The sequence below is a fragment of the Hymenobacter rubripertinctus genome (assembly GCF_003583925.1).
Taxonomy (GTDB): domain Bacteria; phylum Bacteroidota; class Bacteroidia; order Cytophagales; family Hymenobacteraceae; genus Hymenobacter; species Hymenobacter rubripertinctus.
In genome coordinates this window covers 1-16,147 of record NZ_QYCN01000055.1, presented here as the reverse complement: position 1 = coordinate 16,147, position 16,147 = coordinate 1, and the positions used below count along the sequence as shown (strand labels likewise).

The window sequence follows — 16,147 nt, the reverse complement described above, 5'->3', positions numbered from 1 at the left end:
ACAAGACCGTGGCCCAAATCGGCCAGTTGCTCGGCGTCGGCCGCGCTACCATTTACCGCTATCTCGCCCATTTAGGTGTTCCCACCGGCGGCATGCCGAAGCCAACTGAGGCTTAGCGTAATTTTTCGCCCCGTTGTAACGAGAACCCCGATTGCGCAAGTTGCGCTAACATGCAGGGAAAAACTTCATCGTTCGGTACACCTGCTGTTGCCTGCCGATGATTGCGAATGAAGAGGCCCGGAGGCACAGGTATTTGTTGAACGTGACTTCGGAGATGCGCAGCCGCTGGGCAATCTCGTTGACGCCCAGTTGCTGTTCTCTGTAGAGTGTTTCGGCCACCATCACCGTGCGCTGAGTCTGCTCGGATAAGCCCCGCACCACCCACCCGGCCGCAGGCCCACGCGGCGGCTAGGCAGCGATGGTGTCGTTGAGTGAGACGAACCCCACGCCTTTAAACTCCAATTCGGCCACCATATCAAGCGAATGCTTGATATGGTGGCCCAGCCGGTTAACCTTGTAGATGTATAGCATATAACCTTTGCGCAGGCTGGTCAGCAGCTTGTCGAGAGCGGACCAGGCCCTGGTAGCTCTGGAGACTTTCTTCTGGAAGATGGTCTGGCACCCAGCCTGAGTAAGCGCATCGAGACACGGGCGTAGCCGATTTTTATCTGGTAAAGTTCAGTCTTATCGTCGGTAAGTTCTCATTTTCTGAACTTTGCTCCCTGTACAGGTTTACTGAACTGTTTCCACCCTACACAGTGCGATTTTCACTCCCGCACTGCCCCCGATTGGGATTGTACAGGTAAAGGAGGATTTGAATTTCAGGAATACTTTAATGCCAAATAAGCATGAATCTGAAGTATTTGAGCTGCATCTAAGGCCTCATTGCAAATGATGGCTTCGGGTAACTCACCGTTCAAACCGTGCTCGTTGCTGAATCTGGCCCCGAAACGTAACCCATTTAGTCCCGATTGGCCAATGTCACTCGTGGCAATGAGGTTACCATCCAGGTAGGAGGTAGAATTCAGGCCATTCACAACCAAGGCGTAAGTATGCCACTGCCCTTGCCAAGTGGAGCGGGAAATGTTAACGGGGTACATACTACCCGATTCTACCCCGAAGTAAAACTGCTCGTCGTTGGCCCCGCTTCCATTGTTAGTGATGAGCGTACGCGAATTATTGTATCCATCAAATAAGTAATCAGTTGCTCCAGGTGCCGCTTCATTGCCATCAATTCTGGCCCGGACTACAATAGAAAACGGTTGTGGGAGGGCTAACTGACTTGAAGGAATATCGATGGTATGGTGCAAACCGCTGTAGCGATTGGCCGTGTAGTGAATGCTGCCGTTGAGTAACAGCGGTGCTTGAACATCGTTTCGTAGCTCGGAGTCACCATGTTGACCAGTTTTATCGCGCCATTGTATAACCCGATTATCGGGGCTTAAAATGGCGCTGTCGGGAGCGTACCATGCAGCTAGGGTACTACCCAACCGCGTGGGGTTCCAGGCTGCGGGTGCTTGGAAAGGGACTGTGCTCACGGGTTGGCTCCCCTCATACTGGTTTGTGCTGGACATAAGGAACTGTCCGTGCCCACTCGCATCGGTAAAACCGGTCCACGAGCCCGGATTAGATGGAATTGGGTCTTCGTAGCCCCACGCTGCGGCAGCCTGAGGCAGGTCAGGCAATAGGTAGTTGGGACGCTGCCAGCTTGCAGCATTCTGCTCCGCTGAACGTACGTAAGGCCATATTCTGGTTTCGTCCATCTGCCCGTTCATGTTACTGACTGACCGATTGCTACCAATATGGCCTAGATCTAAGCCCGTAAATTGCTGTTGCGGAGCGCTGAAACTGCCTTGACCAACTAGTGCATTATTGAGGTGTATAGTGCCTTGCAGGTTAGTAGCATCATACGTCAAACACAGATGCACCCACTGTTGTACGGGTACTATTGCAAGCGTCTCAATGCTGCCTCCGTTGAAACTCTCAAACCCGAGAACTCCCATGTCGGTACCATTATTGGTAATATGGAACTGAAAACTGCTGCCGAGAAATAGCTTTTGATGCGTTTCAGAATGAGTACCCCCGAACACAGAGGGAGCATTGGTCCAGGCATTGAGTTTGAACCATGTCTCGATAGTATAAGAGGAGTTAGGCGGCAACATGGCTCCGCCCCTGTTGGAGAGTGTGAATGGAAAGCGCACCGCTCGTAAGAGAGGGTTAGTACGGTTGCTGAAATACGTGGTTCTGCGCATCAGTTCTGCAGTATAACGGCTGCGGCTTGTGTCATGCTTTCCCGCGTAATGCGTACTTCCAGTTTGTCGCCAATACCTAGGGTAAATGGCAATGTAGCGGGACTAGCTGCGTTGTTGATAGTGTACGCTACCGTGGCCACGTTTTGCAGAGAGTTGGTCTGGTACTCGCCCGCTTGATAGGCTCCCATCGTGCGGACAAAAGCATCAGCAGTCTCAGCTTCAAAGATGAATTCCAGTATGGATGTTACGCCACCAGTAATGTGGCCCGTTGCAACAGGACGCTCATCGATGATAGTGGTGGCAACAATGTTGCCCACGACCACCGAGTTGCCCCGTAAAATAACTGTGTCAGCGCGGATGGCTTCCTCCCCGGCGTTGCAAAGAATCGAATAGTTATTGAGTACAACCGTACCAGTGCTACTGCTGAATAAGGGATACCCATCAACCCGACCTTTGGCATTCAAAACGCCATTGGTTAATTCCAGTTTTGAACCGGCAACCATTTTGATAATTACGTCTTCGTAAGCATTGATATTGCCTTCCCAATAAATATTATTGGTTGCACCCCTGATGTCAAAAATACAATTATTCAACGCAGGATTCTTACTCACATTCAGTTCAGGAGCAAAACCCCGCGCCGTGATATTTCCTTTTCCGAAGAAATCGAGTACACCGGGGCTGGCAATATAAATGGCTTGACGATTCCGAGAAACGGTTGAGGAGACCGGCGAAAGTGCCAAGTCAATGTTGCCAGTGTATTTGTACGTACCAGCCGAACTGAGGACAAAGCCAGTCGAGTTGATGGTTGAAAGTATTATATCCAGGTTGTTAATGGTTAAGTCCATTCCGGGATTTCCGCGGCCCCAGATCGTCCAACCAATACCGTTCGGGTCACCTGCCAGCGCTGAATTGGTTATAACAGTCGAGTTGAAACCATTGAAAATGGTCTTGAAACCACCACGAAAAACCAGAATGTCAGTATTGGCGTCGGGTGACGTCAAGGCCAGACCATACATATTGATGGTCAATGTCTGGGCGGGGAAGCTCAGACCAGCGAACGCGCCGCCCGGCGTTGTGGGTGTACTGTACTTGGTTGAATAAATGTTGACCGTACCACCCTCTCCTGCGCCGTTGATGGCAAGCTGCGCCGTGTCATAGTAGGTACGTACAGACGCGCTGGTGATAGCATCGGCAATGCTATTGTAGACAGCACCGAAGTTAGTAGCATCAAACGCATTTCTTACCGCTGCAACACTAGGTACTGTCAAAGCAGAGTTGCTTGTTAGGTCCTGCTCGATAACGATTGCAGATCCCGAAGTGCCATCGTTTATGGGTTCCTCCGTGCGATTAAATAATTCGGCAATTAGACTGGTCAGGATTTGTCGTACATCATCAGCTGTCGTTTTACTTCCGTTGCCTGCACTCCGTATGTTCGCGTTAAGTTCAGTGAGGAGTTGCTCTTGTGTTTTACGTTCCATAAGTTCGATAAAATCTGAGTTGGTTACAGGAATACTTGCAGTAGGTCAAGAATGCAATTTGGAAATTGTACACTTGCAGATGATAAGGCAAGGGCGAAGGAGTTAACTAATGCCTCTTGTAAAGAGGCGAAGTTGTGGTGTGGTGCAAGGACCGATTCGTTTAGTTGGGCCTACTTTTAGGCTAATGCTCGACCAGATAAATGCATCGTCGCCTGGTATATTTTGCAGTCGCTTGAGGAATGGGTTTGGCTCAATTGTTCAGTTACACCTTGGTTTAAAGTATCACTGATTTAAGGAGCTTTAAATAGGAAAAAGGGCAGTAAATCCCCCTTACCTCAATCTGCGGGACTACCAGCATTTTGAAACTAAACTGCCTGGCCTACTGCCGGACCGCAATCCAAGCCGTAGGTTGAGGCAACCCATTCCTGCATGAGCCTAATTTCATCGTCACTCAACGCCCGGTCCCAAATCAGGACCCGGGCAATTTTTCGCTCACTTACGTAATCTTGGTAGTGCCCGGAACCGATGCGTAGCGCACTGGGCAACGTGTCGAGTTGGACCCCCGTGCTGGTGTGCGTGTCATTCAGCCACAGATCCATCCGCTGACTGCCGCCGACTGACTCGGTCGTTCGCACCAGCCAGGCATTCCAGGAGCCGACGCGCACGGCCGCTTCGGAATAGTTCTGATAGCCGTAGAAATGCTGAATGACCAGATTGATATAAATCATGCTGTCATACATATGAGCATAGCCCTGTTGCCCCCAGCCCATGAGTTCGATGTAAGTGGTGCCGGAGCTCTCGAACAGCACCAGGTGCGTACGAGGCGCGTTGCCGAGGATGTCTAGGTCCACAGTCCCGTCGAAAAAGCTGCCATCGGCGAAAAGCACGCAGGGCCGGGCGTTCGGACCACCCTGCTCTTCCACTACCGGACGGCCATTGGCAACTAAGGCATGCCCCGACTCGGTACCTATATTAGGCCATCTGCCGCCATCCGGGCTGATGGCGCGGGGATCGTAATCCCACCGGGCCGCCACCGGAAGAGGGCCGGCCGGGGCCGGCTGCCGGGCCGCCAGCAAACCGGTGAATCCGGCGTTGAGAAACGAATGGCCAATCATAGTTGAGCGGCATAACCGGCCACGATGTCCTCCTCCGTCGAGCCAAAGCAGGTCAGCGTCAGAATGGCCGTCATGCCGGCTGCTAATCCAGTGGGGGCCGCAGCGCCCACAAACACCCAGGCCGGCGGAAACGTAAGCGTGCGGGCGTTACCATCGCCCACGAGGCGAATAACCTTACTGCGGGTCGCCGCTTTGTTGGTCGTTTCGGTGAAGGTCAGGTTGCCGGCCACCGCCAAGCTATGCAAGGCAGCCCCTGCCAAGTCCAGGGTGATGATGGGGGCGTAGGGCAGCACAGAATAGGTCGTACTACCGGTGCTGTCCGGCGTCGGCGCTACCTGCTGGGGCAAATCAGTTAGCTCCTTCGCCAAGCTTTGCAGGACCGAGTTGAGGCCATCGGCGGTCGTTTTGCCCTGCGGGCCATCCGTATGGACCGCCTGATTGATTTCATCAACGAGCTGGTCGAAATCCTTGAGTGCCATGCTATGTGCTGATTAACTAGTGGCAAATTAAACAGAAGTCATATCCCCGCTCCTGCGTTTGTCCTTCAGTGAATACTGGTCCGCGCCGACAGTTCGATCGGAGCAGTACTCGTTGAAGGACAGATCAGAAACCTTCCAGTACTCCGGGATTACCATTGCCACTGGTATCCGTGGCCTGCAGCGTCGAAGGCGTGAGCCGGGGACCGGCGGCCAAACTCAACCGCGCAACCTGACCGTTGGGCGACCAGTTGCCAGTCGGATCCGCTATTTCGCTCGCCAGCAATGCGCGGCTGTAGACGCGTAAATCGGCGTAGCGTACGGGACTGGTATACTCGTTGCGCGTGTAACGGGCGTTAAGCAGCAGTTCGCCTGCCTGGGTGGCCCCGGTCGTCAAGACCACATGGTGCCAGTTATTGAGTGACAAAGTCCCCGATAGTTGCGGGGCCGTATTCGGGATGCCATCCAGGTACCAGGTCCACTCAGACCCAATGCCCAGGGACGCGAACCAGGTATTGTCCCGCAGATTACGGGCGTCGAGCAAGTAACGCCAATTACCTGCAAAAGACTCATCCGCCACATTTACCCAGAAGGCGACCGTAAGCGTAGGAAGCGCGGGTAGCGGGACGCTTAGATATTGATCGTAGCGATCCAGGTTGAAGAGTTGATTCTGCTCATAGGGCAGTACCTGAACCGTATTGGCTGCAACGGGAGAAGCAGATGGGGCACTGGACGTGCTGCCGGGCAGCAACGTATCGAACTGCAGGCCACTGCCGCCCATCGGTTTGGTGGGCAGCCGCTGGTAGCCGTACCACAGGGCCACGCTGCCGTCCAGGCCCCGGGCCCGTCGGTAAGCGCCTTCGACCCGCACCCCGGTCGGGGGTACCCGGTACTCGTGGATGAGGTAGGGCTGACTCCCCCCCTGGCGCAACAGGGGCGTGCGCGGCTGAATGGTCTGGTCCGCGGCCCGTAGGGAGAGCCCGGCTACCTGACGCGGAATCTCCCCCTGCTCCAGGTACGATAAGCCGGTCGCATCAGGGCGCGGCACGAACGGAATCCAGTGCTCGGCCACACTGTTGGCCAGTTGGTAGGTATAGGCCGCGGTGGTAACCGCGGGCGACGCGGCGCGGGTGCGCAGGTACTCGGCTACTTGGGCGGCGGCCCCGGCCCCATCCATGCCATTGCCGAAGCCATCGGGAATCGTTTGCTCGACGGCCCAGACCAGGTTCGTGGCTTCTTCACGCAGCAGCGTGACCTGCTCCACGGGCCGGCCCACGAGTGGGGTAAGCGCCGCGTGGGGAATCAGCAGTCGCGGAACGGAAGCCGTCCGCTCCCCAGCCGGGCTCTGCCGGAATAAGCCCCAGCGCCCGGCATCGTCGTCAAGCTTGCGGCCGGGGTCCTCCGGCTCGGTGGCCGGGCTGACCCCGGCCGGATGCACCCGGTACGACTGGCCGAAAACGTCGGTAATGACTACGGCCGTCACGGTACTCAGGCTTCCCACCGGGACCGTATAGGGCACGCTGAACCAGTCATTCTGGTAGAGGAAGGCAAACTCCTGGAGCAGCATGCGCCCAAAGTCGGAGGAGTCGCCCGTTACCTGGCCCAGATCCACGCGGTGGTCCTCAAAGTCCCACCAGCGGGAAGCCGGCGAGCCGATAAACTCGATTTCGGTGGGGATAAACCGGGTGGTCGGCACGTCAACCGCACTGCCCGTCGTCCCGCTGCTCAGGGCCGGATAGGCCGCCGCGGCGGCTTCGTCCACCGAATGCCAGTGCAGGCCGTTGCCGCCCGGTGTCTGGCCCGCCAGCAAGACGGGCGCACTCGCATCGGGTGCAGCCAGCGCATAGTCATACGCCAGCTCGGGGACCGACCAGGCCGAAGTAGCTGGTCGGTCGAAGTACAGCCGGCCATAGGTATCCACGTAGTTCGTGGCCGCCTGCGCCAGCGCGGCCTGGGTCGTTTCGCTGATCGGTTGGGCTACCACGGTGCCGGCCGCGTTGCGGTCCGCCCGCAGGGCTTCGAATAACGCGTACCCATCCAGGGCCTGGGCTCCGGCCGCGCGCAGAATAGCCTGCACTTCCGTGGTCTGCGCCTGGGCAAAGGCGATGTCGTACGCGCCTTCCGCCGGCATCGGGACCGCCGTCAGAGGATAGCGGGTGCGAAAGGCGCCGGCGAACTGGCCCAGTCCCTGCTCACGCAGCAGGCGCAGCCAGGCCTGTCCCATACGCAGGCGTAGTCCCGTCTCGACGAGCGGCGGCTCGGCCTGGAGCTGGGCTTCCCAGGGCGTTGCCGGCGCGTAGGCCTGCGCCGGGTGGGTGCCGAGCTGGAGTCGATTCGGTTGGGCCGTGCGGGCCGATAGTTCGGCGAAGGCCGGGCTGCCCCGGTCTTCAGCCCGGAATTCGCCGAGTTGCCACTGCCGGGCCAGCAGCCAGACCGCGTCGCGCACCTCGGCCCGCAGACTGCGGTTGAACTCGGCACTGCGGGGCCGGGGCTCCAGGCGGTTGTGAGCAATAACGGTACGGGCCAGACTGGCCGGAATGGGGGAAGCAATAGCCATAGGGAAAGTATCGAAAGGGGCGGCAGGACCGGATCAGTAGTAGTCGTAACGCAACGAAATAGCGCGCCTTACTCGGGTAAGAGGGGATTGGGTTGGTACTGGGCCTGGTTGGTGAGTTGGCGGAAATCCAGGCTGAAAGTGGCTTCCTGCTGGGCCACGGGCGCGACCAGCGCCGGCAGCAGCGTGGCCAGGTGGGTGAAGGCCAGCGCATCGGGTTCCACCGTCCGCTTCTTGGCCAGGTCCAGGGTTTCATTGACCGTGCCCAGCAGGTCGGCAAATGACCAGCCCCCCGAGCCGGCCTGCGGAGCTACGGCCAGCAACAGGGTTTGGGCGGGTTCCGTATTGGGCTGGTCGTAGTGGAAGGCGACGGCCGTCGTCGCGTCCGGTTCGGGCAGCGTTTCGGTCCACTCATCCAGCCAGAGCACGTGCTGCTGAGAGGCCGTGGGGGTGTAGCCCGCGGGGCGCACCTGCACCAGTGAGATAACATCTCCCGGGACAGGATAATCGGCCGGGTAATTCAGGCCCAGCCAGTATTCGGGCGTGGGAATTGGACCGGCCGACAACTGCGTCGGCTGCAGCGAGAGGGGCTGGAAGGTTGGCTCATCGCCGCGCAGCAACTCGTGCAGCATCAATACTTTGTCTAAGTGATCCAGCGACTCGCGGACCCGGGCCACGCCCTGCAGCCATTCCGACAGCAGCAGCGGATTCGACTCCGTGCCTACTTGCAACGCGGCTTCCCGATCCACTGCCTCGCGGTACTGGGTACCCTGCTCCAAGTTAAGCCGCAACGCCAGTTGAAAATCGCGGCCAAGTAGTTCCCGGGCTGCGTCGGGAAGCCGCCGGCTCAGGTCTTCGGAGCCACTGAGGACCCGCTCGTAGGCCGCCAGCCGTTCGGTGAGCAGGGCTATGACCTGCATGGTGGCGCTCACTAACTGGCTGGGTTCGGCTCCGAGAGCCGTCACGGCCTCCGGAATACCCAGCAGAATGGCCCGGGAAAGAAGTCTGCGCAACGCTTGGCGCGAGGCTATAGTCAGTAGCGGTGAGTTCACGGCCTGACGTAAGTCGGTGGCCAGCGTCTGCAGTAGAGTCGCCACAGCGACAAGTCGATCACGGCCTTCCGGTTCGTCGATGCTGGGGCCGTTGGATGTATCAGCCAGGCCGGGCAGGCTGAAATCTTCGGGCCGGGCCGTGCGGCTGCCGCCCAGCAGCTGGCGCAACCGGCCGGCCAGTGGCAGCAGGCGTTGCAGCTCCAGGGCCCCGGCGGTGGTATAGTCCAGCACGACAGAACCGGTTACTTCGGGCGTTGAGGCGGCCTGCTGCTCCCGGGCGGCCTCGGCCAGCAGGGCATCCAGGGCGGACCCGCTGCGCAACGCGGTGCCGTCGAGCAGGAACAGCAAGTCCAGCGGTTGGAGCTGTAAGCTGGCCAGGTTCACGGAATCTATCTGGTCAGGTGCTTCGGTGAGCGGGCCTTCCTGGACGGGTTCGGCACCGGGTTGCTCTGACAGGCTGCCGTCGGAGCCCAACTCCGCCGCGCCTGCGTCGGTTGTCGGGGAAGGCGTAAACCGGTATTCGAGCAGGATCCGGGACGGGTCGCCGAAGAAGGTGGCCAGCCACCGGTTCAGACCGGGCTCGGCCAGGGCCCGGGGTGTGCGGTTGGTGCTCCACTGGTCCAGGGAAGGCGAATCGGTTGGGGGAAGCTGCAGTAGCAAGCGGTGGGTCAGGGCCTTGCCGGCGCGGGGCGGCTCCAACACGTCGGGAACCACCGGGAACTTGCCTTTGGCAATGCTTTCCAGCATGGCCCCGGCCCGGTCGGCATTACCCTGGGTGGCCTGGAACACGCCTTCGCTCACGGCCAGGTCGCCCAGCGCATCCACCGTGTCCTGCAGCGCAACGATTTGCCGGGCCACGGCCGCCGCCAGGCCGGCATCGGCGGGTAGCTGGCTGATGCCGTACGGGTAGGCCAGGGCCGTGCCCGTGCGCAGCAGCACCAGCCCGTCGACCACCTGCCGGGCGGCCTGCTCCGGGGCCGGCGGGGTGCCTGCCGTCGCGTTATTGAGGGACGATTTGGCCAGCGCGTAGGGGAAACGGAGCCGGAAGTAGCGCAGGAAAAACCCGTAGGGCTGCCCGCCGGCCTGCCCCGCGGTTTGCGTGAGCCCCTGCTCAAAGTGCTGCCCCAGCAGGGCGCTCAGCGACGCTCCACCCCGGATGCCTTCCACGATGGCGAGGGCCGCCCGCACCCGGGCTGAGGACAGGTTCACCGCCAGCCGGTTGCCGTCCGGGTCGGCCGCATCCGCCGTGAACTGCCGGGACTTGTAGCCCTGGCGCAGGATGGCGGCGGTGACGGCCTGGTTGGGCGCCGGCGCGTGGATGTAGCCCAGGCTGTCGGGGTCTTCCCGCACCCCGTCGGGGCCCGGCACCGAGCGGTCGACGGCCCGCACGTTTTCCAGCCAGCCGAAAGCCCCGCAGAACAGGCCCGTCGGATTGGCTTGCCGCAGCTCCTGCAGCCGGTGGCCGACCTGGCCGACCTGCCAGGCGTCGAGGCGGTAGTTACCCAGGTCCAGGTGCTCGGTCAGCAGCCGTTCCAGCCGGGCCGTGGGCAGCGCGGCCAATTGGCCGAGTTGCTGGAAGTAGGTGCCCAGGGCCCCGCCCTGGGGGCCGCCCCCTGCCCGCAGGTAGGCGTGCAGCGGCTGCCCGTTGGTCAGGGCCGGGCGGTCGTAGAGCAGCTGCCAGCGCGGTGTATCGGCGCGCAGCACGTTGAATAGTTCGGGCTCGGTCCGCTGCGCAGCGCTCAGGTTCATCGTCCGGGCCGCCGCGTCCCAGTACTGCTGCAGCGCGGCCTGCCGCAGCAGGTGGTAGAGCAGCGAGTTGGGCACCACGAACTCCGCGGGAAGCCCGTCCGGGTAGAGGGCCGCGAAATTCTGCCGCCGGATATCGTCAAAGCTGGTAGTGGGCGCGGCCAGCCACTGGATGAAGTTGAGCTGCGTGCCGAGGAGAGGGTGCAACGGCTCGGTTTCCGAGAACGGGAACGCATCCACCAGCACGCCCTGCCCCCGGGCAGCCGCCGGCTCATCGGCGTACGTTTGTGCCAGCTTGGCGTAGCCCTTCTGAAATGCCTGCTCGAAAATGCGGGGCTGCCCGGCCCCCGCCAGTCCCAAGGCATTGTCGGCATCGAAGCGGCCCAGAAATTCCTGGTACAACGGGTTGGCCGCAGAGCCGGCCACGTCGAAGCGGCCCTGGGTGCGGCGGGGCAAGGCGCCCCCTTCGGCGGCGGCCACGGCGGGCCAGATGGAGCGGTTGCGGGCCGTGGCCAAGGCGTTGAGCGTGTCCGTCAGGTTAGGGCCCAGCATATAGCGCTGGTAGAATTCGCCCGAGGTAGCCTCGGTCCCCAGCACGGTGAGCAGGTTGCGGTAGTCGTCGGGCGCGGCGGGCAGCGGGACGCCGGCCGGGCCGCTCTGCGGGTACCGGCCGGTCTTGTTGAGCCGCTCGGTCCAGGTAAAATCCAACCGGCGCAGCGTTCGGGCCAGCTGCTGACCATAGGGGCCCAGGGAGGTGGCCGGCGTCCAGGTTGAAAAACGCGTCGTTGGCAGTACCCCGTAGGGCGTATTGCCCACCCGAAACGCGGGCAGCGGGCCGCGGCCCAGCACGTGGGGGGCGAAGAAGCTGCGGGTCCAGTCTACGGCCGCCGTCGAAAACACGGGGCGCATCATTTCCTCCAGGAAATAGCCGTACGTCGCCGGCCACAGCACGTTGTTCAGGGCAATGGCCTCGCGTCCGTCCGTCATCAGCGCCCCGGCTACGGCTCCGAACGTACCGGGGGCCAGGCCCAACGCGTCGCGCAGGCGCTGACCGTCGGGCCGCTCAGTGGTGGCCGCCGCTGCCGCGCCCATTGCCTGGGTCAGAAGCGGAAAGGTGGCCTCGGCGTCGAACTGCTCGGTGGAGCCGTAGCCCGAGGCCTGCCGGTCGGTGTTATTAGTGGGCGTGCCCTGGGACACGAGGGCCAGGCCGTCGGTATGCTGGTGGGCCTGCAGCAGCCCATCGATCAGGCGGGCCTGGTCGGTGGCGCTGCCCGCGGTACGCACGCCCAGCACTACCAGCCGCTCGAATCCGCGGGCGTGCTGGCTCTCGGTCAGGAGAATGGTGACGGCCAGTCCCAGCTGCACCGCTTCGTCGTAGTCCACCATCCAGGCCATGCGGTCGTCGAGGCCGGTTTTGGCATCGGCTACGGCCGTGTTGCCGGCTTCCTGCAAGCGGAAACCGACGGGCAGCACGGCGGGGATGTCGGCGGCCCGCACCGTTTGGACGGGCTGCAGGAATTCGGTGGTGGATTCCGGGAAAGTGGCGCGCGAATACGGGGCGGCCAGGTGGTCGAGCAGGTGGGCCTGCAGCAGGGGATCGGCCGGCAGGTCTGCGGCCTGGTCGTACTGCTGATAGAGCGTGACGGTAAAATAATCCGGCAGCGCCCGGGCTACCGGCCCGGACTCGGCACCTATGCTGTTAGTGGGTAGGTCGGCAAAGGTAGGGTCCGGTACCCCTCCACTCGCCGCCGTGAGGGCACTCGTTAGCGCCGCCAGGTTGGTGGGCGTCGTTTGCTCGACGATCCACGTTGCCCGCTGCGCACCGTAGGCCGCTACCAGCCGCCGCCAAGAGCCGAGCGAGTGGAGCTCCGTGCGGCCGATCAGCGTATCGCCTGCTTGCCAGGCCTCGTCTTCCTGCCGCCAGTACCGCCATCCGGCCTGCTCCTCCTGCGTGCTAAGGGCGGGCTGGTGGGCGTCGAGGCTGATTTGGTCGGGATAAAAGCGGACCCGTAACTCGTGCCCCCCGGCACCGGTCGGCAGAAACTTCGTCTGCACCCGCACGGGAAACAGCAGCACGGGATAGGTGGTGGAAAGGGCAGTTAGGTCTTGCATGAAGAGGATAAGGCAAACGGATAAAATCAGAAAAACAGGGTAGGCAATCAGTTGCCGGGCGATCAGCCCAGGAGTTGGCGGGCCGCAATGGCCACCATGACGGGCTGCTGAAACAGAGCGTAGGCCAAGTGCGCACTGTTGGTGACCTGTTGCACGGAACCAGTACTGACGGTGGGCTTGCCCGTGGTGGAAATCGTCAGGTTGCTCCCCGGCGCGACGCCCAGGTAAGTCCAGGAAAGGTTATTCCAGGACGAGAGGATGGCACTGGTATCGTTAGGGCCCGAATCATCCAACCCGAACTGGGGCTCGCCCGGACGCTCCAGAAACGTGAAGAAATAGCCCTCGGGTTGGGCCGGATCGTCGCCCAGAGCCTCGGCTGGGGTCAGGTCGAAGGCCAGGGCCACTAGGTCCTGGCCGATGGGCAGGCGGTAGACCGGGTAGCGGGTCCTGGTTGCGTCCTGATCGGGCTCCATTTCGCCGGTCGTCGAGCCGGGTATCAGTCGGGCGGGTTGGGCGCAGATGACGGTATTGGGAAAGCGCTGCAGCAATTCGGCCCGGGCCACCATAACCACCTGGGCTCCGGGTCCCGCCCCGGGGTTGGCCCCCAGCATGCGCCCGTTCCAGCTCAGTAGCGGGGCCACGTCGCGCAGGCGTTCCTCGCGCTGGGCCAGGGCCGCCGGCGTGGCCTCCGCCACGGGCAGCGTGTTCAGGTAGTCGCTCACGTCCCAGAATTGCCGGAAGTAGCTGGCGCGCAGGTCCACGGGGAAGCCGCGCCACAGTAGTTCGGAACCCAGCGCGTGGTTGGCCCCGAGCAGGTAAGCTTCGATGAACGCGCGGTTGATTTGCATGAGCGCCACCGTATCGGCCGGAAAGTCGGCCAGGCCAGGCAGCAGCAGTTCGGGATGGCGGCGGCGCAGCTGTTCGCCCAAGGCATCCTGGAAAACGGGCGCTACCTGCACCGACTTGATGGGTGGCCCGAATGTGGTAGCATTAAGGGGGCTAACCGTTCCGGTTAGGGAGGTGAGCAGTGCTGACTCTTCTCCCCCACTGGGCTTGCTGACCGTCACCTGCTCTGCGTCACCGCTGGTTTCCTGCGATAACTCCTGGGGAGCTGATAACGGCAGAGGTTGAGGTTGGGCAATGGTTACGCCCTCCAGCACTTCATCGACCAGAAAGTCTTCCGCCGCGAAGTCGGCCGATTCGAAGTCCCCGGTGATGAACTTGGAAACGGTCGTGAGTGCCTGCTGAGCCCGGGAAGTGAGCACCCGTTCGGGGTCGGTGCCGGCCACTATGCCCGCTTTGAGCGCGCTCAGGTCCAGCCGGGGCTGAACCGGGTCGATGGTGCGGAACCGGGTCCGGGTACGCAGGTCGGAGAAGGCCGCGCCAAATTCCGTTAACAATTGTGCGTCGGTTACCTCCCGGTAGCCCTGCTCGTCGAGCACCCGCAACACGGTGGGCACGGCCTGCTCGTCGGCCAGCAGGCCGTTGAGGGCCGTGTCGTCGAACTGGTAAGCACGGATGAGCTGATCTTTGGGGGCGCTGGCCCGCACCTGGCCCGACTGCAGCTGGCTCAGCAGCTCGTCGCGCTGGCGCAGGCTCGTGCCGGGGCCCAGCGGACTTTGCTCCGTTTCGGGCGCCGGCTGCTGCGTGGGTCGCAGGGGCCGGCCCGCCAGGTTTACCTGATAGGGGCCGAAGGGACGTAACAGCCGGCGAAACGTGGGGCTGAACGCGCCCAGTGGCACGTTGCTGCGGCGGATGGTTTCGCGGGCGCTCAGGCCTGTAGCCCCCAGGCGGACCCGAGGCTGGGCCAGCGCCGTCAGCTGGAGGCCGTAGTTGGCCAGCCCGCCCGGCAGCGTGGTGGCATCAGCGGCATCGGTCCCCAAGGAGTTGCTGCGCAAGGCAGTATCTTCTGCACTGCCCAGGTTGGTTGCAGCACTGGCCGTGACCGTGGGTAAATGCTGGCGCCGTAGCGCGGCGGACGTTTCGAGGCCGAATTGCAGCCCCCGCAGGTTCAGGTTGGCTACCAGCACGTCCTGCACCTGGTCCCAGGCCCGTTGCACGTATTCCTGCTGCTGCTCCTGCACGAGTTGGCTGCCCAGGGCGGCCACCACCCGGTAGCGCGGGTCCAGGTTGGCCTGCTCCGGCCAGGCGGCCAGGACGTTGCCACCGGCCGGGTCGGGCAGGGCGGCCGCCGGCAGGTAGGCTCGGCCGTAGAGCGGCGGGGCCACCACCGGCCGGCCCCCGCTGCCCACCAGCCCCGGCACGAAGCCGGGGGCCAGCGCCTGGTACATACTGTTGGCCACGGGCCCGGGCAGGTTCGGCGTGGTCGTACCCAGGGGCTCCAGCACACCGGGCAGGTCCAGGGTATAGGTCGCCGGGGCTTCGCTGCCAGCCCCCAACGGTGTCGTGAGGCTGAGCTGATTAACGCCCGTCAGAGTTGTATTAGCGGGGGTCAGGCGGCGGGCCAGCGACTCGAAGTCGCTGTCAGTGCCCGTCTGGAATGACCACTGGTGATACACCGGAAAATCCCGGGGGGCAGTAATACTCCCATTTGAGGGGGAGGCTGACCACGCGGCTGTAGTAGCCGTAATTGGCTGATTCGGATCTGGTTGAATCGGCTGTCCCAGCCCTGCCCGCCGGCCGGCCTCGTAGGTGGGCAGCAAAAAGGCTACGTAGCGGGTGTTTTCTTTGAGACGGCGCGGACTAAAGAGGCGCGAGAAGGCCAGGGCGGGGTTCTGCTGCAGCGGGCCGGCCAGAAACTCCTCTACGCTCGTGGCCGACGAAGTATCCAGCACCCGGTTTACCTGGACGTGCGCCAGCAAAGGCAGCTGGCTGAAATCGGGCAGTGGCACCCCGGTTTTGATTGTGATGCTGGGCAGCGGAGCCGCATTCTGAGGCAGGATGTTGAACTCGTCTTCCTCCAGTACCAGTAGAAAGCACCAAGGCCGCACTTGGTCGGTGGTCGTAACGGCCTCGGGCGAGTAGCGCCAGGGCAGGTCCTCCTCCCGGAACTCGATGCTGGAAAGATGCAGTGGAGAGAAGTTCTGCGCGTCGGCCTGGGGCGTGGTGCGCAGTACGGCTGCCGGGGTCAGGCCCACCACGTCGCCGGGACCATATAGCTCCAGCGGGACGGTTACTTCCTCTATTGATGCACCGCCTCCCTCCACCTCCACCGCTAGTGTGAGCTGAAGTGACAATTCGGGACGCAGGGAGCTAGTGTTCTGACAGTTTAATTTCGTCAGCTACTTTGGTCAATTGAGCGTATCTATTTTTCAACTTAACGCGGGCCTTTTCGGTGGTGAAGGACCAATTGACTTTGGTGGCGGCGACGTTGCGCCTGGCTTGCCAGGCTAAGGCCTCTT

The 16,147-nt window shown here is 61.8% G+C and carries 7 protein-coding genes and 1 pseudogene; all 8 read right to left on the bottom strand.

Annotation, left to right across the window (positions count from 1 at the left end; translation table 11 throughout):
- Positions 1 to 408: 408 nt before the first annotated feature.
- Positions 409 to 633 (bottom strand): annotated as a pseudogene (locus D0T11_RS20420) (recombinase family protein); the annotation flags it as partial.
- Between the two features lie 188 nt (positions 634 to 821).
- Entirely contained in the window at positions 822 to 2,162 is a 1,341-nt protein-coding gene (locus D0T11_RS20415) for a LamG domain-containing protein (protein WP_182888522.1), read from the bottom strand.
- A gap of 89 nt (positions 2,163 to 2,251) precedes the next feature.
- A complete protein-coding gene (locus tag D0T11_RS20410) occupies positions 2,252 to 3,730 on the bottom strand; it encodes a hypothetical protein (RefSeq protein ID WP_119657664.1) in 1,479 nt (492 codons plus the stop codon).
- Positions 3,731 to 4,095: 365 nt separating this feature from the next.
- Positions 4,096 to 4,845 carry a LamG domain-containing protein gene (locus D0T11_RS20405; protein ID WP_119657663.1) on the bottom strand — a complete coding sequence of 250 codons (750 nt, stop codon included), beginning with the start codon at positions 4,843 to 4,845 and terminating at the stop codon, positions 4,096 to 4,098.
- Positions 4,842 to 5,324: a hypothetical protein gene (locus D0T11_RS20400; RefSeq protein WP_119657662.1), complete on the bottom strand. Its 483-nt coding sequence runs from the start codon at positions 5,322 to 5,324 to the stop codon at positions 4,842 to 4,844. Before D0T11_RS20400 ends, D0T11_RS20405 begins: the two co-directional genes overlap by 4 nt.
- A 124-nt stretch (positions 5,325 to 5,448) precedes the next feature.
- Complete coding sequence (locus tag D0T11_RS20395) at positions 5,449 to 7,878, bottom strand: LamG domain-containing protein (protein ID WP_119657661.1); 2,430 nt, start codon at positions 7,876 to 7,878, stop codon at positions 5,449 to 5,451.
- A 68-nt stretch (positions 7,879 to 7,946) separates the two neighbouring features.
- Entirely contained in the window at positions 7,947 to 12,785 is a 4,839-nt protein-coding gene (locus D0T11_RS20390) for a hypothetical protein (protein WP_119657660.1), read from the bottom strand.
- A 62-nt stretch (positions 12,786 to 12,847) separates the two neighbouring features.
- Positions 12,848 to 15,982: a hypothetical protein gene (locus D0T11_RS20385; protein WP_147374761.1), complete on the bottom strand. Its 3,135-nt coding sequence runs from the start codon at positions 15,980 to 15,982 to the stop codon at positions 12,848 to 12,850.
- Between the last annotated feature and the right edge of the window lie 165 nt (positions 15,983 to 16,147).

Coding starts and splice junctions, on each gene's coding strand:
- D0T11_RS20415 (WP_182888522.1), bottom strand. CDS start 2,162: ATGTTGCCGCCTAACTCCTCTTATACTATCGAGACATGGTTCAAACTC.
- D0T11_RS20410 (WP_119657664.1), bottom strand. CDS start 3,730: ATGGAACGTAAAACACAAGAGCAACTCCTCACTGAACTTAACGCGAAC.
- D0T11_RS20405 (WP_119657663.1), bottom strand. CDS start 4,845: ATGATTGGCCATTCGTTTCTCAACGCCGGATTCACCGGTTTGCTGGCG.
- D0T11_RS20400 (WP_119657662.1), bottom strand. CDS start 5,324: ATGGCACTCAAGGATTTCGACCAGCTCGTTGATGAAATCAATCAGGCG.
- D0T11_RS20395 (WP_119657661.1), bottom strand. CDS start 7,878: ATGGCTATTGCTTCCCCCATTCCGGCCAGTCTGGCCCGTACCGTTATT.
- D0T11_RS20390 (WP_119657660.1), bottom strand. CDS start 12,785: ATGCAAGACCTAACTGCCCTTTCCACCACCTATCCCGTGCTGCTGTTT.